This is a genomic window from Allobacillus saliphilus (assembly GCF_018138385.1).
GTDB lineage: Bacteria > Bacillota > Bacilli > Bacillales > Alkalibacillaceae > Allobacillus > Allobacillus saliphilus.
The window spans coordinates 1-24,128 of record NZ_JAGSIE010000031.1 but is presented as its reverse complement, the minus strand read 5'-3'; the positions used below and the strand labels follow the sequence as shown (position 1 = coordinate 24,128).

At 39.2% G+C, this 24,128-nt stretch carries 19 protein-coding genes; 4 read left to right on the top strand and 15 right to left on the bottom strand.

All coding sequences use genetic code 11. The features are described from left to right. Positions 1-331: 331 nt before the first annotated feature. Together argS and KC820_RS10345 are read right to left on the bottom strand one after the other, a co-directional pair. A complete protein-coding gene (gene argS, locus KC820_RS10350; protein WP_212370798.1) occupies positions 332-2,002 on the bottom strand; it encodes an arginine--tRNA ligase in 1,671 nt (556 codons plus the stop codon). Positions 2,003-2,005: 3 nt separating this feature from the next. Then, the gene (locus KC820_RS10345) at positions 2,006-2,437 is read right to left on the bottom strand and encodes a YwiB family protein (protein WP_212370797.1); all 432 of its coding nucleotides are present in this window, start codon (positions 2,435-2,437) and stop codon (positions 2,006-2,008) included. A gap of 254 nt (positions 2,438-2,691) precedes the next feature. On the opposite strand from KC820_RS10345, the gene KC820_RS10340 reads away from it, so the two are divergent. Then, positions 2,692-4,629: a transglycosylase domain-containing protein gene (locus tag KC820_RS10340; protein WP_212370795.1), complete on the top strand. Its 1,938-nt coding sequence runs from the start codon at positions 2,692-2,694 to the stop codon at positions 4,627-4,629. Between the two features lie 191 nt (positions 4,630-4,820). Here the strand turns inward: KC820_RS10340 and KC820_RS10335 are convergent, their stop codons facing one another. From KC820_RS10335 to KC820_RS10315, 5 genes are all read right to left on the bottom strand, one after another. Continuing rightward, complete coding sequence (locus KC820_RS10335) at positions 4,821-5,351, bottom strand: YwhD family protein (protein ID WP_212370788.1); 531 nt, start codon at positions 5,349-5,351, stop codon at positions 4,821-4,823. Between the two features lie 88 nt (positions 5,352-5,439). Continuing rightward, entirely contained in the window at positions 5,440-5,847 is a 408-nt protein-coding gene (locus KC820_RS10330; protein WP_212370786.1) for a hypothetical protein, read from the bottom strand. A 20-nt stretch (positions 5,848-5,867) separates the two neighbouring features. Then, on the bottom strand, positions 5,868-6,236 hold the full coding sequence (locus tag KC820_RS10325; RefSeq protein WP_212370784.1) for a DUF423 domain-containing protein: 369 nt from the start codon (positions 6,234-6,236) through the stop codon (positions 5,868-5,870). A gap of 23 nt (positions 6,237-6,259) precedes the next feature. Next, on the bottom strand, positions 6,260-6,589 hold the full coding sequence (locus KC820_RS10320) for a DUF5327 family protein (protein WP_212370782.1): 330 nt from the start codon (positions 6,587-6,589) through the stop codon (positions 6,260-6,262). A 145-nt stretch (positions 6,590-6,734) separates the two neighbouring features. Beyond that, the gene (locus tag KC820_RS10315; RefSeq protein WP_336511042.1) at positions 6,735-8,090 is read right to left on the bottom strand and encodes a sodium-dependent transporter; all 1,356 of its coding nucleotides are present in this window, start codon (positions 8,088-8,090) and stop codon (positions 6,735-6,737) included. Between the two features lie 586 nt (positions 8,091-8,676). Between KC820_RS10315 and KC820_RS10310 the strand changes: the two genes are divergently transcribed. After that, the gene (locus KC820_RS10310; protein ID WP_236782630.1) at positions 8,677-10,032 is read left to right on the top strand and encodes a YjiH family protein; all 1,356 of its coding nucleotides are present in this window, start codon (positions 8,677-8,679) and stop codon (positions 10,030-10,032) included. Positions 10,033-10,114: 82 nt separating this feature from the next. Here KC820_RS10310 and KC820_RS10305 read toward each other — a convergent pair whose 3' ends face one another. The 8 genes from KC820_RS10305 to KC820_RS10270 all read right to left on the bottom strand — a co-directional run bounded on the left by KC820_RS10305 (position 10,115) and on the right by KC820_RS10270 (position 21,414). Then, entirely contained in the window at positions 10,115-11,416 is a 1,302-nt protein-coding gene (locus tag KC820_RS10305; RefSeq protein WP_212370776.1) for a helix-turn-helix domain-containing protein, read from the bottom strand. Between the two features lie 108 nt (positions 11,417-11,524). Continuing rightward, entirely contained in the window at positions 11,525-12,760 is a 1,236-nt protein-coding gene (locus KC820_RS10300; protein ID WP_212370775.1) for an aminopeptidase, read from the bottom strand. A 176-nt stretch (positions 12,761-12,936) separates the two neighbouring features. Further along, positions 12,937-14,016 carry a hypothetical protein gene (locus KC820_RS10295; protein ID WP_212370774.1) on the bottom strand — a complete coding sequence of 360 codons (1,080 nt, stop codon included), beginning with the start codon at positions 14,014-14,016 and terminating at the stop codon, positions 12,937-12,939. 350 nt (positions 14,017-14,366) lie between these two features. Beyond that, the gene (locus KC820_RS10290) at positions 14,367-15,197 is read right to left on the bottom strand and encodes a TerC family protein (protein WP_212370772.1); all 831 of its coding nucleotides are present in this window, start codon (positions 15,195-15,197) and stop codon (positions 14,367-14,369) included. 245 nt (positions 15,198-15,442) lie between these two features. Continuing rightward, the gene (gene dctP, locus KC820_RS10285; RefSeq protein WP_236782629.1) at positions 15,443-16,549 is read right to left on the bottom strand and encodes a TRAP transporter substrate-binding protein DctP; all 1,107 of its coding nucleotides are present in this window, start codon (positions 16,547-16,549) and stop codon (positions 15,443-15,445) included. Positions 16,550-16,631: 82 nt separating this feature from the next. Continuing rightward, positions 16,632-17,906, bottom strand: a complete 1,275-nt coding sequence (locus tag KC820_RS10280; RefSeq protein WP_212370769.1) for a TRAP transporter large permease — start codon at positions 17,904-17,906, stop codon at positions 16,632-16,634. Positions 17,907-17,941: 35 nt separating this feature from the next. Further along, on the bottom strand, positions 17,942-18,550 hold the full coding sequence (locus tag KC820_RS10275) for a TRAP transporter small permease (RefSeq protein ID WP_236782628.1): 609 nt from the start codon (positions 18,548-18,550) through the stop codon (positions 17,942-17,944). Between the two features lie 1,061 nt (positions 18,551-19,611). Beyond that, positions 19,612-21,414: a cation:proton antiporter gene (locus KC820_RS10270; RefSeq protein ID WP_212370767.1), complete on the bottom strand. Its 1,803-nt coding sequence runs from the start codon at positions 21,412-21,414 to the stop codon at positions 19,612-19,614. Between the two features lie 121 nt (positions 21,415-21,535). Here KC820_RS10270 and KC820_RS10265 point away from each other — a divergent pair, with 121 nt between their 5' ends. Together KC820_RS10265 and KC820_RS10260 are read left to right on the top strand one after the other, a co-directional pair. Next, complete coding sequence (locus KC820_RS10265) at positions 21,536-23,107, top strand: FMN-binding glutamate synthase family protein (RefSeq protein WP_212370766.1); 1,572 nt, start codon at positions 21,536-21,538, stop codon at positions 23,105-23,107. Positions 23,108-23,288: 181 nt separating this feature from the next. Then, positions 23,289-24,050, top strand: a complete 762-nt coding sequence (locus KC820_RS10260; protein ID WP_212370765.1) for a zinc ribbon domain-containing protein — start codon at positions 23,289-23,291, stop codon at positions 24,048-24,050. Positions 24,051-24,128 lie beyond the last annotated feature (78 nt).

Sequence of the window (24,128 nt, the reverse complement as noted above, 5' to 3'; positions counted from 1 at the left end):
TCGCTATTCCTCGTTTTCTTGTCTTAACAAATCTTTCCGCTGTTGCCCCTTACTCAAAGTTTAAGTGAGGGGGTTTTTTCATGGCGATTACTCATTTTCGTTTTTCATTCTGGCACAGTGAGTTCCTGCCTTCAGCGTTTTTGGCGAATCCTTCAGCGTTAATTCCCTCAGCTTCAGGGTTGTTTCCGAATCCTTCAGGGTTAATTCCCTAGGCTTCAGTGTTATTTCAACATCCTTCAGTGTTTATCCGCCCAGCTTCAGGGTTAATTGCTTTACCGCGCACACCAAAAAAGGCACCGACCAAAGTCAGTGCCAATTTACGCTACTCTATTTACATTTGTTCTGGTGCGTGAACGCCGATTAAATTCAACGCATCTTGAATAACAATGCGAACCGCTTTAATGAGCGCGATTCGTGCGTGTGTTTGTTCCGTATTCTCTAAGTCGATGACTTTTTCTGCGTTATAAAAGCTGTGCAAGTCACCGGCTAATTCAAAGACGTATTGTGGAATGCGGTGTGGCATTTTCTTGTTGGCTGCCTCCGCGATCACTTGCGGATAATCTCCTAGCCGCTTCAATAAGTCAATTTCTTTTTCAGATGTCAGCAGAGAAACGTCTGCATCAGCTTCCACATCGACACCTTTTTCTTCAGCTTGCTTCAGCATGCTGCAAATTCTTGCGTGTGCATACTGAACATAATATACCGGGTTTTCGTTGGATTCGCTTGTCGCTAAATCCATATCGAAATCAAGGTGAGAGTCATTGGAACGCATAATAAAGAAATAGCGTGTTGCATCCAAGCCCACTTCGTCGATCAATTCTTGCATCGTCACGGCTTTTCCTGTTCGCTTACTCATCTTCACTTTTTCACCGTCTTGGTAAAGGTGAACAATTTGAACGATTTTAATGTCTAAAATATCTTTTGGGTTTCCTAATGCTTGGATTGCCGCTTTCATTCGGTTAACGTAACCGTGGTGATCGGCTCCCCAAACATTAATGAGTTCATCGAATCCGCGATCAATTTTATTTTGATGATATGCAATATCTGGTGTTAAATACGTATAGGTTCCGTCTTGTTTAATCAATACTCGGTCTTTGTCGTCGCCGAAATCAGTACTCTTAAACCAAGTGGCGCCATCTTGTTCATAGACATAGCCATTTTCTCGTAGCTGGTCAACGACAAGGCCGATTACACCTGTTTCATATAAAGATGTTTCAGAGAACCATGTATCGAATGGCACACGGTACTCTTCCAAGTCTTTTTTAATACGCTCAAGCAGATGATCCAGTCCATGTTGTCGGAAGGCTTCTAACCGCTCTTCTTCTGTCACGTTGACAAAGTGGTCCCCATACTCTTTATATAAATGATTCGCTAGCTCAATAATATCTTTTCCACGGTAACTATCTTCAGGCATTTCAACGTCATGTCCGACTGCTTGGAAATAACGGACCTCAATTGATTTAGCTAATAGATTAATCTGATTTCCTGCATCATTGATATAATATTCACGATCAACTTCGTAGCCAGCTTTTTCCATAACGTTAGCCAATGCATCACCGTAAGCTGCACCTCGTGCATGGCCTAGGTGAAGCGTGCCGGTCGGGTTTGCAGATACAAATTCAATTTGTACCTTTTTCCCTTTACCATGATCCGTCGTTCCGTATTGGCTTTTCGCATCGTTAATTTCGGTAACGACTTTTGTTAAAAAGGATTGATCCATAAAGAAATTGATGAAGCCTGGTCCAGCGATTTCGATTTTTTTCACCGATGCTTGACCCGTATCAATCTGTTCTACGATCTCTTCCGCAATTTGTCGCGGCGCTTTTTTCGCAATCCGCGCTAGCTGCATCGCCATATTGGTCGCATAATCACCGTGTTCCTTTTCTTTCGGTGATTCCAATATAATTTCTGGAATCTCTTCTTCACTTGCTAATTCCGCTTTTAAAATAGCTGCTTTAATTTCACTTTTCAACTGCTGTTCTACTTCAGCGACTATATTCACGTGTTAATCCTCCTCTTGAAAGTTCACCTGCAATGTATGTCTACGTGGCTCTTGGTCATTAATGACAACATCATAATCAACGAAAACTCGACCAGAACGCTGATTCATCCCTTTATAGAATTCCATTCGGTGGGTTGTCGTTTCTAAACGAAAACTACCATAAGGATGGGTATATAGCGCTTCTGTTTTATTGCCAATTCGAAAAACTTGGTGGAGCTTTAGTGTACCTTCTCTTTTCAAAACAATTTTTTCTTTTTGAATGATGATTGTCGTTTTCACCTTACCGAAATCATCCATCTGTTCGTCATATTTTATCACATGCAAGTCATTTTTGTGGATATATTCACCCTTTTCTTGCTTTTTGATTGATTCTTCTCCGTCTTCATCTATTATTTCTGCATTAACTTCGATATCAACACGAATTGGTTCTACCATAGCCATTCCCCTTTCACTTTCTCTCACGGTGTGACGGTTATATGTATCTTCATTTAACGCTTATGTTATAGAGAACTGGTTTAATCAGCCTAGTAAGTGAAGTCTCTTTTTAAAACGTGCAAAACCTTTTTCAGTCTAACGCAAGACAGCCTTCCTATCAAAAAATTCATCTCGATGTTTATATTCTTCCCAACTTTTCCATACTAATAAAGATAATATCGGCCAAAATTCACGTAACTTCAGGGGTTATCGACATGTTCAAAAAACTATTCTTCTCAATTATAATCGTCGGCAGTTTTATGCTATCCGCCTTTGCTGTCATTGTATTGTTCACCTATTTATTAGGTCCGCCAGATACGAATCTTCATCAACAAACACAGTTTTTCGACCGTGACGAGAATTTGCTTGAAACGCAGACACTCGTCAATCAACGAGAGTATATAGCCATTGAAGAAGTTTCTCCGCATTTAAAAAATGCTTTTACGGCTGCGGAAGATCAACATTTTTATGATCATCACGGATTTGATCTTAAGCGGATTGGCGGTGCACTGTATCAAAATGTCATTCATCAAGACAAAAGACAAGGTGCTAGTACAATTACCCAACAGTATGCCAAAAACCTTTATTTTACGAATGAAAAAACATGGACGCGAAAATTCAAAGAAGCTTTAGCTTCCATGCGTTTAGAAATGTTTTTAACCAAAGATGAGATCTTTGAAGGCTATTTAAATACCATTTATTTTGGCCACGGGCAATATGGCGTCGAAGCAGCAAGCCAATATTTTTTTGATAAAAGTGCTCGAGATTTAGAGGCTGATGAAGCCGCTCTTTTAGCTGGCATTCCGAAAGGCCCAGCGATTTATTCACCACTCAACGACTATGAACGCTCACTTGAACGGCAACAATGGATTTTACGTAGAATGGTCTCACTCGATTTACTCGATCAGCAAACCTTTGATGCAGTAAAAGATCGAGAAGTACCAATAGTAACAGCTGTCGCGAATGAAACGAATAAAGATTCATTGTATTTCATGGACACTGCCATGAAGCAAGCAGCCGAGTTACTGGGTATTAGTCGCGAGGAGCTGAAACACGGTGGCTATAATGTTTATACCACGATGGACGTACAAGCACAAGAGCACTTGAGTGCAACAGTTAAAGAAAATTTGCCTGAAGGAGAACTGCAAGTTGGATCAGTAACAATTAATCACCATGCGGGTGAAATCGTTGCCCTTCAAGGCGGAAGAGATTATAAACAATCATCTTATAATCGGGCGACGCAAGCTAATCGAATGACTGGTTCAACCTTTAAACCAATCCTTTATTATGCTGCACTATTGTATGGCTTCACACCTGCAACGACATTAGAGAGTACTGAAACGACTTTTCAACTAGAAAACGGCAAGACGTATAAGCCATCCAATTATGGTGACCTCTATGCCAATGGACCGATCACGTTAGCACAAGCTTTAGCGATTTCTGATAATATTTATGCAGTGAAAACGAATCAATTTTTAACATCGGATAATTTAATTGAAGCGGCGCGTACATTTGGTATTGAGGACGATTTGCCAAGTGTTCCTTCATTGGCGTTAGGTTCAGGATCCACGTCTGTGATGGACATGACAGAAGCTTATAGCTTGTTGGCGAATGGGGGGTTGTCGGTCGATCCTTACATCGTGAAAAAAATAACGAGCGAGGATGGCGAAGTATTATATGAGCAGGCGGCCGAACAAACCGAAAGAGTTCTCGATAAGGATTATGCTTTTGTGCTTACCCACATGTTAACGGGGATATTTGATGAACGGTTAAATAGCTATAGTCGGGTGACTGGTGCAACGATTGCACCAATGCTTACTCATCATTATGCCGGAAAATCCGGAACGACACCGAATGACAGCTGGATGATTGGCTATAGTCCACATTATACGACTGCGGTTTGGACTGGATATGATGATAACCAAGAAATCGTTAAGCGTGAAGACCTCGTTGCGGCGAAGCAAATTTGGGCTGAATATATGGAAAAAATCCATGAAAACAAACCGGTTCAGCCTTTTGAAGTTCCAGATGGTGTCACGGGAGCTTATATCGACCCTAATACAGGCTTTCTACAAGGGCCTGCTTGCGAAGACCGCGCGCGCCTGATGTATTTTATTAAAGGAACGGTTCCTAAAAATGTGTGTACGGAGTAAAGGGAGCGTCATGTCGATTGCATGTATTTGATTCAATAAAAAGATAAAAAAACGGGACTGATCACTCGTCTAGTGACCAATCCCGCTTTTTTGTCCTAATAAACATGTAAAAGACCCATGTTTAATCTTATTGTAACGAGGATTTTACAAAAGTACAATCAGAAAAGATATTGTTCACAATTCATTCAAAATTAATCAAATGCCGCTTTCAATTCATCTTCTGCATTTTCCCAGTACTGTGGGTTAAATTCAATCAAAAAGTCTTTTAATAATTTTTTCGAATGGTCATCCATGTGGTCAATGACAACTCTACCTTTTAGCGACTTGTCCATGCGGTTGACATGCTCGGCAAGGATTTTATAGCCACGGCGAGCTTCCCGGTCGACTTCCAAGAAACTAGCGGCAATTCCATAGTAGAACGGCCCCGCCTCGCTTCGTTCAACCGTCGTCCATACAATCCAATACGGTTTACCATTTGGCACTTCATCTTTATCCGTAACAAATCGAATTCGTTTTTCCACTTCACTTCGAGCATGCATGGCACCCATGTCTACCCAAACCCGATTCTCATTCGGATCGACGATTAATGGCGACATATTCTCTAAACTGATGGCACCTCCACCAGAGAAACCGGGATGACCATCAATCGGATCATCTTTCATGATGGTAAATTGATTACTCTTCTTTCCCGTTGTTTTTTTATTTTGATCAAATGATTTCATCACCATGGACCTCCTCGACATCTGTTCTATGATAAGTAGTCAACTTCTATTGTGCCATATTTCGTAACTGTTACAAACAGAACCGCTTTTAGAATAGACTTGCGAAGAAATTAAAGATGCTCTTAAAGAAATTGCCGATTGCAGTGAAGAATCCACCATCGTCTGGCTCTTCAATCTCAAAGTTTTGTTCTAAATAGTCTAGAACTTGTTGATTGTAGTCTGATCCTGTTAGTTCATCGCGACTAAAGAAATCATGTAATTCAGTGGCAATCTGGTCATCAATTTGATTCGTCCATTCGTTTCGGATATTTTCTTTATCTGTAAAGGCTGCGTCCATTGTATATAAAACAAAATGCAAATCGATTAATTCATATTCGCTTCCGACTTCACGAAAATGATTTTCGACGTCGATTCGATATTCGTTTTCTTCCATTGCATAAGATGCAAACGGAATCATCCATAAAATTAGTGTAATGAGCAGTATCTTTTTTTTCATCTCTTAATCCTCCCAGATTACTAAACCATCTTCATGATGGCGTAGCCCAATACGATCCAGCCTATCAAGAACGCAACGCCACCGATTGGTGTAACCATCGCGAATGTCTTCGTTTCAGTCAGACTATATAAATATAGGCTTCCAGAAAAAATAATGATTCCGGCGAAAAAGAACCAACCTGCAGTCATATAATTTCCGAGTCCTGTTTTCAATGCCAAAATGCCTGTTGCGAAAATCGCAATCGTATGAAACATTTGATATTGGACTGCTTTCTCCCAAGTGCCCATTAATCTTTCTGATAGCTTTCCTTCCAAACCGTGCGCTCCGAATGCACCGAGTGCAACTGCAATAAAGCCATTTATTGCTCCGATTAGCAGTAATGCTTTCATATTTATTTCTCCTTTTTATGTTGTTAAAAGTCAAAAATGGAGTCTCCGTTGGCATCGTCTTCATCCAGTCTTTTCCCTTGCTCCAGATCATGCTGCTTGTTTTGAACTTTTGGCGAAATTCCCATCACTTTGGCCTCGGCTTCTTCAATCGAGAAGTTTTGGGGTTGATCAGATACAGGCATGCTGAACTTGCCTTGCGCCTCGTTAGTTGAACGATCTGACCTTGTAATTAACGTTGCCATTGATTGAACAGAATACATTTTTGCTTTCAGTTGATCTGTTGATGTATTCGCATCAATGGATTGCAATTCTTTGATCATCTTTTCAATGATTGCTTGGTAAGAAACTGACATTGTGTTCCTCCTGTATTCATTTCTCAGTTAAATAGTATATCATTGATGGGCATTGGATTTCTTCTATGAAGGCTATGTTCAACATAATGAGTTTTTCTAAAAACAAAAAGCCCCAGCACATGGCTGGGACAATCAAATGAATCTATTAACCAAAAATGCTTGTGATCGCAACAACCAAGACGACGACTGGAGCGATATAGCGAACGATAAAATACCAAATGGATTGTAGTGAATGATTATTGATTTCACTACTTTTAATCGCTTGATCTTTCGTCCAATACCACCCAACGAAAATGGCGATTAACATGGCACCTAATGGCAAAATAAAGTTCCCCGTAACATAGTCGATTGAGTCTAAAATACCTTTATTGCCAACAATCGTTACATGACTTAAAATTCCGTAACCTATCGAAACGGTAATGCCAATTGCGAAAATGACTGAGCCACAAAGAATCGAGGCCGCTTTCCGGCTTAATCCTAATGTACGGTGGAAAAAGGCAACTGGAATTTCTAGCATAGATAATGCGGAAGAATAGGCCGCCATAACTAATAAAACGAAGAAAGCAGTACCAACTAGACCGCCGGCTGGCATACTCGCGAATATGCTCGGCAACGTGATAAATACTAATGGCGGACCGGATTGAACATCTACGCCGAAGCTAAACACAGCTGGGAATATGACGATTCCTGCAATGACGGCGAACACCGTATCCATCACACCAATTCCGACCGTTGCTGCAGGCAAGCGGTCCTTGCTCTTTAAGTAACTAGCATATGTCAGCATCCCCGAAATTCCTAAGCTAAGTGAGAAAAAGGCTTGCCCCATTGCTGCTAAATAGACTTGTGGATTGCTGAGCTGACTCCAATCCGGTGTAAATAAAAAGGCTAATCCTTCACTTGCTCCATCCAATGTCAATGAATACACGGCTAGAACAACCATCAAAATGGCTAATGCCGGCATTGCGATTAAATTTGCACGTTCAATACCTCGTTTAATGCCGCGAATGACAACAAATACAACTGCGACCATGAATAGAAATTGCCAAATCAACGGTCCCCAAGTACTTGATGTCCAATCTTCAAAACCTTGACCAAATCCACCCGTAGGTTCTGTCCAAAAGTCCCCAATTAAATAATGAAATAAATAATATAATGACCAACCAGATACCACACTGTAAAAACTTAAAATAAGTGTGCCGCCGATCACACCCATGACACCTGTCCAATGCCATTTTGTTCCTGGTGCTAATCGCATAAAGGAGCCTACCGCATCTTTTTTACCCGCTTTCCCGACACTGAATTCCGCAAGTAGTAGCGGTATACCGAACGCTAAAATAAAAAAGATATAGATGAGCAAAAATGTAGCGCCACCATTTTCACCAGCCACGTAAGAAAAGCGCCAAATATTCCCTAAACCGACAGCCGATCCCATGGCAGCTAACATAAATCCAAGTCTTGATTTCCATTCGTCTTTTTTCATTCCTTGATCCAACTCATCCACCTCTTTTGTTCAGAGAATGCCCAGCCTTATCGCTATCCACATTCACTATCTTTTAACGTTAAGTTCATCATATGTATGATACAAAATAACTTTTTATTACTATAACACAGTTATTGATTAAAGGAATAGAGAAAATTTATTTTTTCATACAATTAAATCGTTTGGAATATATTAAAAAAACACCACTCAAAAGAGCAGTGTTTTTTGACGAAGGTGTTTTTTCTCTGGTGAGAAATGTTGTTTACGGGTTTGTTGATTTACCATCCACGATATTAAATCCCGTTCTTTATTGCATAAGTTTCTTCCAAGCTTTCCTTCAAATCTTCCGACCAACTCTTCGAAATGCATCATAATTAAGAACGTTACCTCCCCTGTTACAACCATCTCTGTGTATGATATCTGTTTATGTATACGCTTTTAATTGATTCCATCTTTAGTATACACGAACTTCCACTAAATGTTAAGTAATATTTCAAAATTGTTAAATAATTTTTTATCTGCATTATTCTACAAAATATTTATACTTGTTATTGCATAAATAGTCATAAGGGTTTAAAATAAATTCATTATTAGGGGGGAGTTTTCGTTGAAAGAAAAGTATGCTGGTATTCATCATTTGAAGTTTATTGTTTTATCTTTAATTGGAATCGGATTATTCATGATCCCTATTCCAATTAAAGGAGAAACGACAATTGCAGTCGCCTTTTTAGCCGATCAATTTTTAAAGTTGCTAGGTGATTTTGCACTTATATTGGTCGTTCTATTAATTTCTGTCGCTGCTATATTGTCTGTCATTGTGTACATCATAACATTATTAAATCCTAATAAAATAAATCCGAACTCTTTTTTCGGTTCATTGTTCCGGGTCAATTTATTTTGGACAATCGTTCGTGTGATTGCCATGGTGTTTGTATTATTTACTTATTTCAAAGTCGGTTGGGAAGCTGTATACTCTGGTGCTACAGGTAGTATGATTTTAAATGACCTGCTCGTATTTCTAATCGCTGTCTTTTTAGTCGCAGGCCTTTTACTGCCACTCCTGTTGAACTTTGGTTTGTTAGAATTCATCGGTGCATTGCTAACGAAAGTCATGCGCCCTGTCTTCACACTACCTGGAAGATCGACAGTCGACAACTTGGCTTCTTGGTTAGGTGATGGGACAATCGGTGTATTATTGACGAGTAAGCAATATGAGGATGGCTATTACACGAAACGTGAGGCTGCAGTTATTGGAACGACTTTCTCCGTTGTTTCCATCACCTTCACCATCGCCATCGTTCGTCAAGTTGATTTAATGCACATGTTCTTGCCTTTATACGGTACAGTTGTATTAGCTGGTTTCGTTGCAGCGGTCATTATGCCACGGATTCCGCCATTGTCTAAGTTCGCTGATATGTATTTGAAAGAAGACCAAGAACCATTGGATGAGTCCGTTCCCGAAAATTATACAGCGATTACTTGGGGGTATAAACAAGCGGTCGATCGAGCGAGCAAAGCTCCTAATCTCCTGAACTATTTAAAGATTGGCATTAAAAATGTTCTGGATATGTGGATTGGGGTCTTGCCAATTGTCATGGCGATTGGAACATTAGGTGTTATCGTTGCTGAATTTACATCTTTCTTCACTTGGATTGGTGCGCCTTTCGTACCAATTTTGGAGTTGTTGCAAGTTCCTGAAGCAAAAGCGGCAGCAGAAACGTTGCTCGTCGGCTTCACGGATATGTTTCTCCCAGCGATCATTATCGAAGGTGTCGCCAACGACATGACACGCTTTGTCGTAGCTGCCTTGAGTGTGACACAGTTAATCTACCTTTCAGAAGTCGGTGGTGTGTTGCTTGCTTCTAAGGTTCCTGTGAACTTCTGGCATCTACTAGTCATCTTCTTAATGCGTACGGCAATTACTTTGCCAATCATCGTCGGTATTGCCCACTTAATCTTTTAATCTTACATGTCCAATTAAAAAAGCGATCCCGAAGTCAGGTATATGACTTTGGGGTCGCTTTTTTGCATGGCCTCCACAATTATTAATACGTTAAAAGCGGCAAGCCTGGTTTTACTTTTGCTGATTTCGGGTTCGGCAAAAATGAATCTTCACTGCGATTAACCCTATAAGCAGCCATTAAGTATTTCGTCGCATCTTTATACCGCTTCATTTCGTTCATCACACTTCCAGCCAATAAATAATAACCGCATAATTCATGATCCTCTTCTAATTTCTGATAGAAAGGGATCGCTTCTTTAATCAATAGTTGATGCAATTCTTCATGTTGTTCACGAAAGTAATATAAGATCGATTTCAATTTATGTTGATAACGCGTGTTGTGATACGATCTTGCTATTTCTAACCCTCTGTTCAATTCTTGAATCGCACGATTATTTTCACCGAGATAAAAATAAGTCATAGCCAAATAATGACTTGAGATTAACTCAACTTCATGATTTGTTTGTCGTGAAATCACTTTTTCAAAGTATTCACGTGCTGCTACATATTCATGCTTTTGTATGGACATAATACCGTCACACATATAAATGACCGATTTGATTAACCCGCCTACTTGAGCTTCATCCAGATTCCTAAGCTTTCCAAAATAACTTTCAGCTGTTTCTAGGTCTGCAATTAAACAATAATTCAAACCCAGAATAATTTGACAGCTAATTACACGTGTATAGTCCAAATTTGCCTGAAACGTCTGAAAGGCCTTTAATGCATATTTATTGGAACGAAGAATCATTTCCATACGCGTATATGCACTTGCAATCATCAAATAAAGATTAGGATCGGATGTCTCTTTTATCAATTTCTCTGCCAATTTAAAATGCTTAATTGCATTCGCGCAATAAAATTTCGTCAAATAATAATAACCGACAAACTTGTGATAGCTATATGGATAATGCTCCTCCAAAATCCATGAAAAACTTTGTAAATACGTGAACTTCTCGTCCAACTTTTCGTGTTGACCCGTGTACACGTAATGAGCGAATAACGTCAATTCATATAAGTAACTAAGTTCAACAGCTATGTTTTTTTCATCTTGCAACTGAATTTCCCGATACAGAGATTCAGCTTTGTTTAAATCATAGCTGTGCAATGCTTCGATCCAATCTTCTAACATCTTTTTAACCTGCTCATCCGAAGAACTGATGAACTTTTCAACAGGGAGCTCCATTCGCTCACATAATTGGCTAACAATCTCTTTATTAAGAGAAATTTGATTGTTTTCTAATTTGCTTAAATAAGCGCTTGAACAAATACCTTCCGCTAACTGCTCTTGTGTGATTCCTTGGCGCATGCGATGCCATTTGATTGTTTGACCAATAAGCGACAATCCAATCTCCACCTTCTATTCCAACTTATTGTTCTATTATAGTCCTTTTTGACTAGGTTTTCCACAAAAACTATCAAATTTTACCAAGGAATCACAGCAAAAATTTAGCTATGAATGAATTGCCCACTCTCCGTCTTTCAAAATCTCCTCTTTTTCGCCATTTTCGGTGACACCATATACAGTTAAGTCACTGGAACCCATCATGAAATCTTCATGAATTAAACTTTTGTTGATTCCAGCCTCTTTTTGTTCGTCTGCACTCATATTTTCACCGTTCTCCAAATTGGTTGGATAGGCTTGCCCGAGTGCTAAGTGGCAAGAAGCATTTTCGTCATAAAGCGTATTGAAGAAGATTAAGCCTGACTGAGAAATAGGTGATGAATGAGGAACTAAAGCTACTTCACCGAGCCGAACTGCCCCTTCATCCGTATCCAGCAAATGTTTAAGCGTTTCTTCTCCTTTACCCGCTTCGAAATCAACCACTTTACCATCTTTGAATGTCAGCTTAAAATCATCGATTAAATTACCGTTATAGTTTAACGGCTTTGTATTTCTGACAGTTCCTTCTACACCTTCTCGATGCGGTGCAGTAAATACTTCTTCCGTCGGCATATTTGGATTGAAAATAATTCCTTTTTCCGTTTTTGCCGTTCCGCCTGCCCAAATATGGCCTTTAGGTAGCTGAATGCGAAGGTCTGTAGTAGCTGAGTGATACTCTAAGGCGACATATTTTTTTTCATTTAAATAATCTCGAATATCATGCAACGTTTCATTATGGTCTTCCCAAGCTTGAATAGGATCATCTTGATCGACGCGTACGATTTTAAATATTTCTTTCCACAATTCAGCCATCGCTTCTTCTTCATTTTTATCAGGATATATCTTTGCTGCCCATTTTTCCGTAGGAACTGAGACGATTGACCATTGAACGCGGTCGCTCATCATATATTCACGGTACTCACTCAATGCTTCTCCGGCTGCTTTGTTTGCTTTGGCAATTTTTTCTGGTTCGATTCCATCCAACAAATCCGGATTCGGTGCATAAACACTCAAAATACATCCACCATTTTTGACGTGACCGGTTTGCTTATCGACCAACCAATCCGGAATACTTTCTAACACATGTAGTGGTTCGTTCTCATATTTCTTTCTAGTAATGACTTCATCTGACCAGTTCACCGTTACATTTTCTGCACCTACTCTGTAAGCTTCTTCTACTACATGGTGCACAAAGTCTCTTGCCTCGATTGGTGCATTAATAAAGATTGGCTGTTCTTTTTGGACATTTACACCAACCTTCACAGCAAGCTCGGCATATTTCTTTAATGTAGCCTCTGTTGGCATCATACGACACTCCTTCTTTTTCTATTATGTCTTATTATTTCATATTCCGAATAATTTAAAAAGTATTCGTATCACTTATTGACAGATATTTTTCACATTAAAAAAAGATGATCTCTAAAATTTGATTGAGACCATCTTTTAACTAGCTGTTAACGTTCACTTCGTTTCTCGTTTAGTTACTTTTTTTCATCCACCCAGTTCATTAATTCTTCTTTCGCTACATTATAAAACTCAGGAATCGTATTCTCTTGATAAATTTTTTCAAATTCATCCTGAAGCTGCTTAACTTGTTTCAAATAAGCCGTGGCCTCATCTACCTTCAACCGATAGTCGATTTTTAAAATACTAACCTTCTGTTGATCTTTTCTCGAGACGGTGTGCGTCGTGAATTTTTCAGTTAGGTTAAGTATTTCATCGTTTAGTAAACTTGGCTCTTGCTCGTGTGGAGCGGTTGCGTCGAATATAGATAGCCCTAGTTCAGGAAGGTTTACCATATCCAAGCTCGACGGATCAAATCCACAATGATACACTTCGACATCAAACCCACGATCCTGTGCTTCACGAGCAATTTTTCGAAGAATGGTTGATTTCCCCGACCCTGAAGTGCCTTTCATAAAAATTCTTCGATTTGCTTCGTTTGTTAAATTTTGAATGAAATCAACCGGTCCTTCTGGTGTAGCTGCACCTAAATAGCGATGTTGTACGCTTGACGGTTTATTCAACATGTTCTTTTCAAATATTTCTTCCTTCAATCGTTCTGTCTCTCGGTCAGCTTCTTCAAAATTCATATAAGGTCCATAGACGCCTTCAACTTCATGATGAATCGCAAGTGCTTCTTGGAAACTTTGAACAGCTAGTGTGTGCACTTCTTCTATTTTTTTTTCTAAATCTACTAAAGTTTGCTTCTTTTCAATTAAACCTTCTTTGTCATATCCTTCTCCGCAGAATAATAGACTTTCTTTGATTAGTGGCCATTTCATCCGCCGAATATTCATTTTTGAACGATCGAAAATACCTGCATTCAGGTCTGTAAAAACGATACCTTCAAGTTCGTTTCGCTGAATGTGATTGTAAATATAGTCTATATTTAGTTGGTTCTTCATTTGGTCAGCAACATCTTTTAGCAGTGGGCTTATTAACGACGTATGCCCACCTTCGATGTAAAGAACATGATCGAGTTGTTCGATTAAGTTTTCATAAAAATTGACATATCCTTTTGCTGTGGTGCCTCCCATAATATACTTATGTCCCGACATATCATCATCCTCCCGGTCTCCCTTATTGTATGAATTTAAGCTTTGAAAAAGACCATGGGACAAGTGGTTTTAGATAATTGGGCGAGGGACATGTATATGAACAAAAAAGGCTGGGACAAAATCTTTAAAGTTGACTCAAATACGAACATTCTAATTTAGTATGGCGGAAATACCGCTTCGGAAATATACTTCGCTTTTCACGGGCAGCTGTTGAGCCTCCTCGTGCTACGCACTGCGGGGTCTCACCTAGGCTTTCCCTCCCGTAGAAGTCTCCGTATATTTCCTACGCTAAGTTAGATGGTTATTCGTATTTCTTGAGTTAATAACTTTGATTCGTCCCAGCCTCTTGCTTATTCATCTTTATTTTCCAATTGAGATAACGCTTCTTTTTCTTCCTTTGACAGATCTGAATCGGCATCCTTTGAAGGTCCAGAGGAAAACCAACCAATTAAGGCAATCAGCACGAGTACAATATAGAAAGTAAGTTTCCATATCGTTGATTCTGCGAAATCATGTGGAATTAACGCAATGTCTTCATGAGCTAAGGTAAGAACAAGAAGTTTCACCCCTACCCAACCGACAATAATAAATGCAGCTGTTTCTAAACCTGGTCGTTCATTAAGCAATTTGACAAAATAAGTCGCTGCAAACCGCATGATAATGACACCGATCAATCCACCAGTTAATATGACAAGAAATTTACCGCCATCCATTCCACCAATTTGCGGTAAATCCGTATTCGGCAAAGCCATTGCCAGTGCAACAGCAGCTAAGATGGAATCGATTGCGAACGCAATATCCGCAAACTCAACTTTGACGACAGTCATCCAGAAACCTGTACCCTTTTTTGGTTTGCTGACGGCTGAGTCTTCGGCAGCTTCATCTGCTTTATGAAGTACGAATTTCCGAAACAAGTGATTCAGCGCAATAAATAATAAATAGGCTGCACCAATTGCCTGCATTTGCCATACATCGACGAGAAAAGAAATAATAAACAAAGAGCCTAGACGTAAAACAAAAGCACCAAACAAACCATAAAACAGAGCTTTCTTTCGTTCTTCTTCTGGCAAGTGCTTAACCATAATAGCTAAAACAAGCGCATTATCTGCTGCGAGAATTCCTTCCAATCCAATTAGGACGAGGAGTACCCAGCCATATTCTAGTAATAAACCCCATTCCATTTCGACAAACACTCCTCAACGTTTAACACCTTTACTAATCCTTATCTTCCCCAAACCATCCTTCGTTTAACAGTCACATTCTTTAGATGGAGTGAATAAAGCAGGATTATCCAAAATAACATATTACGAGTATACACTTTTCTTGTCGAAAATTGAATTACCAAATGCTTTCTGCAAAACAAAAAAGCTAGCCGCGGTCTAACGCAGCTAGCTTCAGTAATTGCCTATTTAATTCAATCGTTTACTTACTCACCTGTAACTTCTTCGATTTCACCTTTCAACTTATCGAATAATTCAGGGTCAATTCCTTCAACTTCTTCACGGTAATACTCATGAACTGGTTGAATAGCTTCTCTGAATTCAGCAATTTGGTCTTCATCAAATTCAATGACCTCAGTGCTTCCTTCATCTTTGATTGCTTGAAGTCCAGCTTCGTTTTGTTTCTTCTGTTCATCGAATACCCAGTCTTGCAATTCTTTTACTGTTTCATCAACTACAGCTTTTACGTTGTCATCAAGACCGTTATACCATTCAGTATTCGCAGTCGTCATCGCTACATAGTTGTTATGACCTGAAATCATCATATAATCTTGTACTTCATTAAAGCTTGCAGATTCAATAAAGAAGATCGGGTTTTCTTGTGCATCGACCGTTTCACGATCTAATGCTGTGTATAGCTCACCCCAGCTTAATGACTGAACGGTAGCACCATACGCATCATAAGATTCACGCATTAAAGGTGATTCTTGTACACGAACGTTCAAGCCTTCCCAATCAGATGGAGATTTAATCGCTGTGTTACTTGTCCATGCCATCTGACCCTCACTCCAATAAGCTAGTGGAGTGATGCTATGCTCTTCGTATTTCTTACGCAGGTCTGTGTTCAGCGCTTCACTATCCTTTAAAATTTGGTGAATCTGCTCTTGATCTGTCGGGAACAAATAGTGCATAGAGAAAATTTGACCGTCTGGAACTTGTCCGCCCGTAAATCCTGGAGACATGACAGCCAGCTCAACTCCACCTTGCTGTAGTAACTGTGCCTGGTCTGTTTCACTACCTAGAGCACCATATTCAAGCGCTTCAACTGTAATTGCGCCACCTGTTTTTTCTTCAATTCGTTTTGCAAATTCTTGTGCATAAACAAACTGTACTTCGCCTTGAAGTTCTTCCGTCACCATACGCCACTGATCGGATTCAAAGTCTCCGGAAGCTTCTTCACTTCCTTCACCTGAACCAGAATCGGACTCTTCCTCTGATCCTGAATCTTCAGAGCCTGTATCCTCAGACTCATCACCATCTCCACCGCCACAAGCAACTAGCAGTAGACTTAAGGCAAAAATTGATGCTAACATTAACAAATATTTTTTGTTAAAAATGTTCATTACCCCCTGTAATGTATTTATTGTTTAAAGGAACTGCATAAGACAGTTCTCTTTAATCCTGAATAAGTACTAAAGATAACTCTGGGAAGAATACCAACAACAACCCAATTGCGATTAACATCACGATATAAGGTGGTGTACTTTTGATAACTTCCAGATAAGGTTTGTTAAACACCGCACTTGCGGTAAATATGTCAACACCAAATGGCGGTGTTGCAGAACCTAATGCTGCTTGGAAAGTCACGATGATTCCAAGGTGGATCAGGTCAACTCCTGCCGCTTCAGCAGCTGGAGCAAAAATTGGTGTTAATACTAAGATAACGACGATTGGGTCAACAAACATACACCCAACGAAGAAAAACACACTGACCATCAACAGGACGAATAACGCACTCGGATCTGTCCCAAGAACTGCTTCAGTAATCATTCTTGGAATTCCCGCAAAACCAATTACCCAAGTGAAAAGCTGTCCACCAGCAACCAAAATGAAAACGGCTGATGTAACTAAACCTGTTGAGAGTGAAATTCCAGGAAGTTCTCTCCATTTAATCGTCTTAAATATCAATACTTCCAAAATTATTGCATACAATACGGAAATACCTGATGCTTCTACTGGTGTAAATATACCAGTGTAGATTCCACCGACAATAATAATTGGAAATCCTAACGGTAAAAGTGCTTTTCTAAAATGAACAAATCGTTCTTTCCAGCTAGCTTTTTCACCTAGTGGAATGTTCTTCACTTTTGCATGAATAATATTATAGATTGCGAATGCTAAAAATACGATTACCCCTGGAATAATTCCAGCAATAAACAAGTCGCCGACGGATACCGAACCTGCTGCAAGTGCATAAATGATCATACCAACACTTGGCGGTATTAATAATGCCACGTCACTGGCATTAACAATTAAGGCCATTGCCTGCGAATCTTTGTATCCCATTTTAAGTAATCTTTCTCTCATCGGTCGTCCAATGGCGACCACTGTTGCTTGTGTTGAACCTGAGATGGCACCGAACATTGTACAGGCTGCTGCAGTCGTTACGGCATATCCCCCACGAATGTGACCGACGAACGAACCGACGAAATCTAATAAACGCTGTGAAGTTTTACCAGCTGTCATAATATCCGCAGCGAAAATAAATAACGGCACACATAACAGTACAGGTGATTCAATGCCTGTCATCAGTTGCTTCATGAGAATATCCATGCTTAAATTTGGATTGTAAATAAGCATAATAACAACGGGTGCCAGGATCAGCGGAATCATCATCGGGAAGTTCAACAGCAAAAGAATAATCATTATAGATAATAATGTCGCTAACATAGATTTTTCCTCTCTACTCTAATCGATTTTTGACGTTAGATGGATATATCTTCCATCTTTAGATCTTTCTCTCTTTGATCGTTATAATCAACGGCATCGATTCCTAAATAAACTTTATCTTTTGCTTTCGCTGTGAAGTTCACAATTGTGTTTCTAATGTATTGAATCCCAGCTGTCAGAAAGCCGATTGGAATAAACACGGCCATTAAGTATCTAGGGACTTCCAACGAAGTCGTAATAGCCCCGGTATTATATTCAAATAGAACAAAATTATAAGTATAGTACGCCATGACAAACATCACGATTGCGGTCACTGCATTAATCACAATCATCATCACTTTACGAACCTTCATAGGAGCAAAGTCGTAAAAAGCAGACATACTGATATGCCGTCCTTTTCGAGCTGCATAAGCAATTCCCATGAACGTTGCTATAATGATGGCAAATTTACTCACCTCATAGGCGAAATAAAAAGCACCTGAATTAAAGACTTCTCGGGCGATTACATTACCGACGATCATAATTGAAATTAAAATGATCGAGAAGGATAATATAAACTCTTCTAATCTCATCATTACTTTATCAATAAAATGAAATACTTTTCCTATTCCTCGAATAAAGCCATTGTTACTCAAGCTTCCCAAAAAACTTGCCCCCTCTCGAAAAGAAAGACTGTGTATAATTGATAAATAAATTACACTGTTCATTTCTTCTATTTAAGCGTATATGATTCTGCTAGAATTATTCAACTTCCAAAAAAACACACATTTTATAGTTTAATAACCTATTTTGCGAGGAAATAAACATAAAATTCAAATTTCTATAATATAATCGAAAATACGCGCAGATTATCGTGTATACTCCAAATTTACTAGTTGATTGCTTTTTCAAAGTTTGTTATGAAAAAGCCTTCATATCATTGTTTTAAGGTGATAATTTCATCTTTTTGGGTTTATCTTTTTTAAAAGTGTCATGAAGATTCATTAGATTGGATGTAAATCCTGAGGATAAATAGGTGATTTTTTCAAGCGTTCTATCTAAATTAAATGTATGTATAGTGTCCTTTTATATGTATCATTCGATGGTGACCAGGAACATCCCTGCTAAACATTTTAATTAATTAAATATTTTGTTATTTATGGGGTGTTCGTACCTAGATTGAACGAATCCATTGCTCCTATATTTTTTTGAGGTTGCACTCTAGGGCCAAAGTCACTTATCTACTGCTTATTTTAGCGTCGTTATTTGTTCTCGATGACTTTTGGACTGCACACGCACTCATTCGGGGATCGAGATGCATTCTCAATGACCTTTTCAACTAATATTTAGTCTGTTCAGTCATTGAGAGCATTCCTCAAGGACGTTTTCAATGCTTATCCACTTCTTCCGGGTGTTGAGACGCGTTCTCGACGACAGTTTCGATGCTCCCATGCTTCATTCGGGTGTTGATACACGTTCTCAACGACGATTCGAAAAGATTCAGCCCTCATTCTGGTATTGAGATGCACACTCGATGACAAATCAAACTGATTCCGCTCTCATTAAGGTATTGAGACGGTCTCTCTACGACAATTCACACCGTTCCACACCTCATTCGAGCGTCGAGAAAGGCTCTCGTTGTTATCAAGACTTTCTATATTTAAGCACAAGAAAAAACCAGCTAGGGACCACTTTTAGTCCACTAGCTGGTTTAGGATTGTTTAACTTATCCTTGTCGATTATTCGGCTTGGATAAACTGATGACAATATCATTTGATTCGATTTTTGGCTCGCGATTTGGAGAGAAGAAACTAATCTTCCCATTCCCTTTAATAATCGCCAATAAAATCGATTCATGATGTAAGTCTTTTTTCAGCATTTCAAATGTATACTCTTCTGTAACCTTCGTTTTCTTAAATACAAATCCTTGGTTGATCTTCTCATTCAGTACTGTCCAGTTAGCCTGTTCACTAAATAGAATATTTCCGCTTATATGGTTACTGACTTCATCTAAACGATCGCCATTGTCCATTTGAATCGGTAATTGGTACAAAAATTCCCGACCGAACTCTGGCTTAAATGTTGTACTGATTAATGTGTTGTATGAATCAAATTCCGTCATACTGATCATATATTCATAAGGAGTCATATCTAACTGGTAATCGGTTTGTTCAGAAAGCACTTCGCCATGTTTGTTTGGCACATCGAGTCTACGTGCATGAGATAATCTACTCCATGATGAATCAATGATCATAACCGGTATTTCATAGTCATCCAATACTTTCGCAAAGTTGGCTGTGAATTTACTAGATCCAACCATTAGAATACCTGGTGTGCTTTCAGTAGATAAATTTAATTTTTTCGAAAGCCATCCAATTGAAAAGCCATGAGCCAAAACTGTCGCAAACACAAGGCCAAACGTTAATGAAGTTAACATTTCAGCTTCCTCATAACCTTCAAGCATCAACACTCCGGCAAAGTAACCAGATACCGTCAAGGCGACAATTCCTCGTGGCGCTATCCAACCTGTCAGTAATTTCACTTTAAACGGTAAACCTGTACCGATTGTTGAGATGAAAATCGTTAACGGTCGAATGACAAAAAGCATTAGTAAGACGAACGAGATGATCGGCCATTCAAACATGGCAATCAATGTTTCTCTTGTCAATGACGCTGTTAACATAATGAAAATCACAGAGATCAACAGAATAGATATATTCTCTTTAAAGTGACGTAAATCTCCAATAGATGAAATTCTCATATTTGCAAGGGTTATACCCATTACCGTTACGGCTAGCAAGCCTGTTTCGTGCATAATCGTATCACTGATTGTAAAGGCAGTCACGACACTGGACAAAACAAATGGAGATTTTAAATACTCAGGTACCAAACCATTCTCGAATAATTTACCAACGCCTAAACCAAATCCAATCCCAATCAGAATAGCTAATATCGATCCACCGATAAAGAATAAAATAGTGATGAATGTCACATCGTCAAGGGTAATGAATTGAATGAATACAAATGCGAAAACAGCAAGCAAGGCACCTAAAGGGTCTACGATAATACCTTCCCATTTAAGAATTGCAGAAGGAAGTGGCTTTAGCTTAGCCTGCCTCAAGAGAGGTAAAATAACTGTCGGTCCTGTGACAATTAAAATAGCTCCGATTACGAAAGATACAGCGAGCGGTAGTCCTGCGACATAATGTGCGGCTAATGAGCCTAAAAGCCATGCTAATAATGCCCCAATTGTCACGATACGATAGATCGGTTTACCGATTCCGCGAACTTCACGAAAATCCAAGCCTAGGCTTCCTTCAAATAAGATAATCCCAACAGCAATGGAAATCAATGGACCATATACAACTGCGAGGTTTTCCTCAGGATTTATAACTCCAAAAATAGGTCCTGCCAGTAAACCAACGACCGACATCACGACAATCGCTGGTAATCTATAGCGCCATGCAACCCACTGTGAGCTAACGCCTAAAAATAAGATGAGCATCAGTTCAAACAATAAATTGTCCACCGTGCGCCTCCTTCCTTATGGGCTAGTATGCTTAGTTCCCTAATAGATGTGGTATAACCCATATATACGATATTTTTTATATATACGCTAGCAATTATATAATTCACTAGGGGGGTAGTCAATGGCGGATATCGTAAGCGTCATTCTATTAATTATTATTTTGTTTGTTTTAGTTTTACCTGCATTCTTCGTATTGTATGCATACTTTGTCGACCGTAACCAAAAAAGACATTCTGTACTTCGGAATTATCCGGTACTTGGCCGCATTCGATATATGTTTGAAAAAATTGGACCGGAATTAAGGCAATATTTTTTCCGAGACGATACAGAAGGTAAGCCTTTTTCAAGAAAGGATTATCATGACATCATCATCCCAGCGAAATATGGTCATCGTTTGATTGGCTACGGTTCACTCAGAGATTTTGAAGAGCCTGGCTACTACGTAAAAAATTCAATGTTCCCTAAACAACTAGAAGAGTTAGCACTCGGTGAAAGTCCTCAAATCAGCTCATTCGTTTACCAAATTGATAAAGATTCATTGCTCGGTAGAAAAGAGCACCGCGAAGATAAAATGATGGAACCTTTTTTACTTGAGGAAGAATATGAAGTCGTCATTGGTGAGGATACACCGAACCCGTTCCATGTAAAAGGACATATTGGTATGTCTGCCATGAGTTATGGAGCACTTGGAGATCGTGCCATAACCGCATTATCGATTGGACTTGGCCGTGCTACTGGTACATGGATGAATACGGGTGAGGGCGGACTTTCAAATCATCATTTAAAAGGAGATGTCGATCTCATCATGCAAATCGGCCCTGGTTTGTTCGGTGTTCGTACGGAGGCGGGTGAGTTTTCGTGGGAAGAATTAAAGAAGAAAGCAGAGATTGAACAAGTGAAAGCGTTCGAATTAAAGTTGGCACAAGGTGCAAAACTTCGAGGCGGTCACGTTGAAGGTGATAAAGTCACCCCCGAAATTGCTAATATCCGTAACGTCGAACCGTATAAAACGATTAACAGTCCAAACCGATTTAACGAATTTGACGATGTGCATACACTTCTTGATTTTATTACTGATATTCGAGAAGCAACCGGTTTACCTGTTGGAATGAAGATCGTCGTCGGGCAAGAAAAATACGTCGAAGATTTGGCTAAAACGATGAAGGAGACTGGTAAACACCCAGACTTCATTACCGTCGATGGCGGCGAAGGCGGAACGGGTGCTACGTATCAAGAGCTTGCTGATAGTGTTGGATTGCCATTAAAGGCAGCATTGCCGATTTTGCATCAAGCACTCGTAAACGAGGGTGTAAGAGACCGTGTGAAGATTATAGCTTCTGGGAAGTTAATTACACCAGATAAAATTGCAATTGCCTTATCATTAGGTGCGGATCTCGTTCAAGTAGCCCGAGCCTTTATGGTGACTGTCGGTTGTATCATGGCACAAGTATGTCATACGAATGAATGCCCTGTCGGCGTGGCAACGACGGATCCAAAATTACAACGTGCATTAAATATTGATGAAAAGTCTTATCGTGTTACTAACTTTGTCATTGCCATGCGTGAAGGTTTGTTTAATTTAGCAGCGGCAGCAGGGTTGGAATCACCATCTGAGTTCAGAGACGAGCATGTTGCTTACAAAGATTTATATGATGTCACCTATGATAATCACTTGAAGACCTATCAAGCTTAAATGACTCAACTATGTATTCTTACTCCGATTAATTGTAAAAGATTCCGGGATAGGAAATTCGCTAGATGAGTTCTTACTACCGGGATCTTTTTTTGAAATACTTATTGATTGATTGTGTTCTTTACTTCTTTTCTTATATGATAGTTACAAGTGATGTGTAGGATAAGAAAGGGGTGTTTTTATGCGTTGTCCATCTTGTGGCAGCTTTGTTGAAGAGAATATTCAGTTTTGCCCTAACTGTGGTGAGGATATCGAAGCTTCAATTATTACAATTCGTTCAGATGAGGTATTACCTAGCGAGAATGTCTACGGTGTTTTAAAGAAAATCTTAAAGCAGCCGTCTGCGAGTAAACATCTAACACCGAATCATTTAGCAATTGGTTTGATTTCCATTGCAATTTATTCTTTATTAATTGCTGGCTTTATCTATTACTCTATGAAAAGTATCTCTTCTAATTTGCAAAACTCATTTAATGACCTCGGATTAGGCAATATACTTGGTCAAAGTGTGGAAGTTAGCTTTTTTGACTATTTCATCTTACCGTTTATAGGATTTTATGCACTACAAATTATTATGATTTTGCTTATCTTTATTTTGGCCAAAATTTCTGGTGAAATAAAAGACTTACGAGCATTGACCGCTCAGTATGGTGGATATTTATTTCCGTTCTCAGCCATCTTCTTGATCGGCATTTTATTCTCCGTTTTGAATCTAAATTGGTTGGCAACTGTTGCATTCATCATCGCAACCCTTGGTGTCATTTTTATGTTACCAGCCATTCTTACTAAGCATGGAGTCGAAAACACAGGGGGCGGAACCGATCGCGTTTATCTCTTGTTAATTGTTTATTTTATCGGTGTTTTAATTTTAAGCTTTGTTGCTAGAACGTATATCGAAACGATGGTATCGAGTTTTATCAATAATATTACGAGTATTTTCTAAAAAAACATACTAAGATTAGTGGGCAAGGTCATCGACGGATGATCTTGCCCACTATTTCTTTTTATACGATATAGTGAG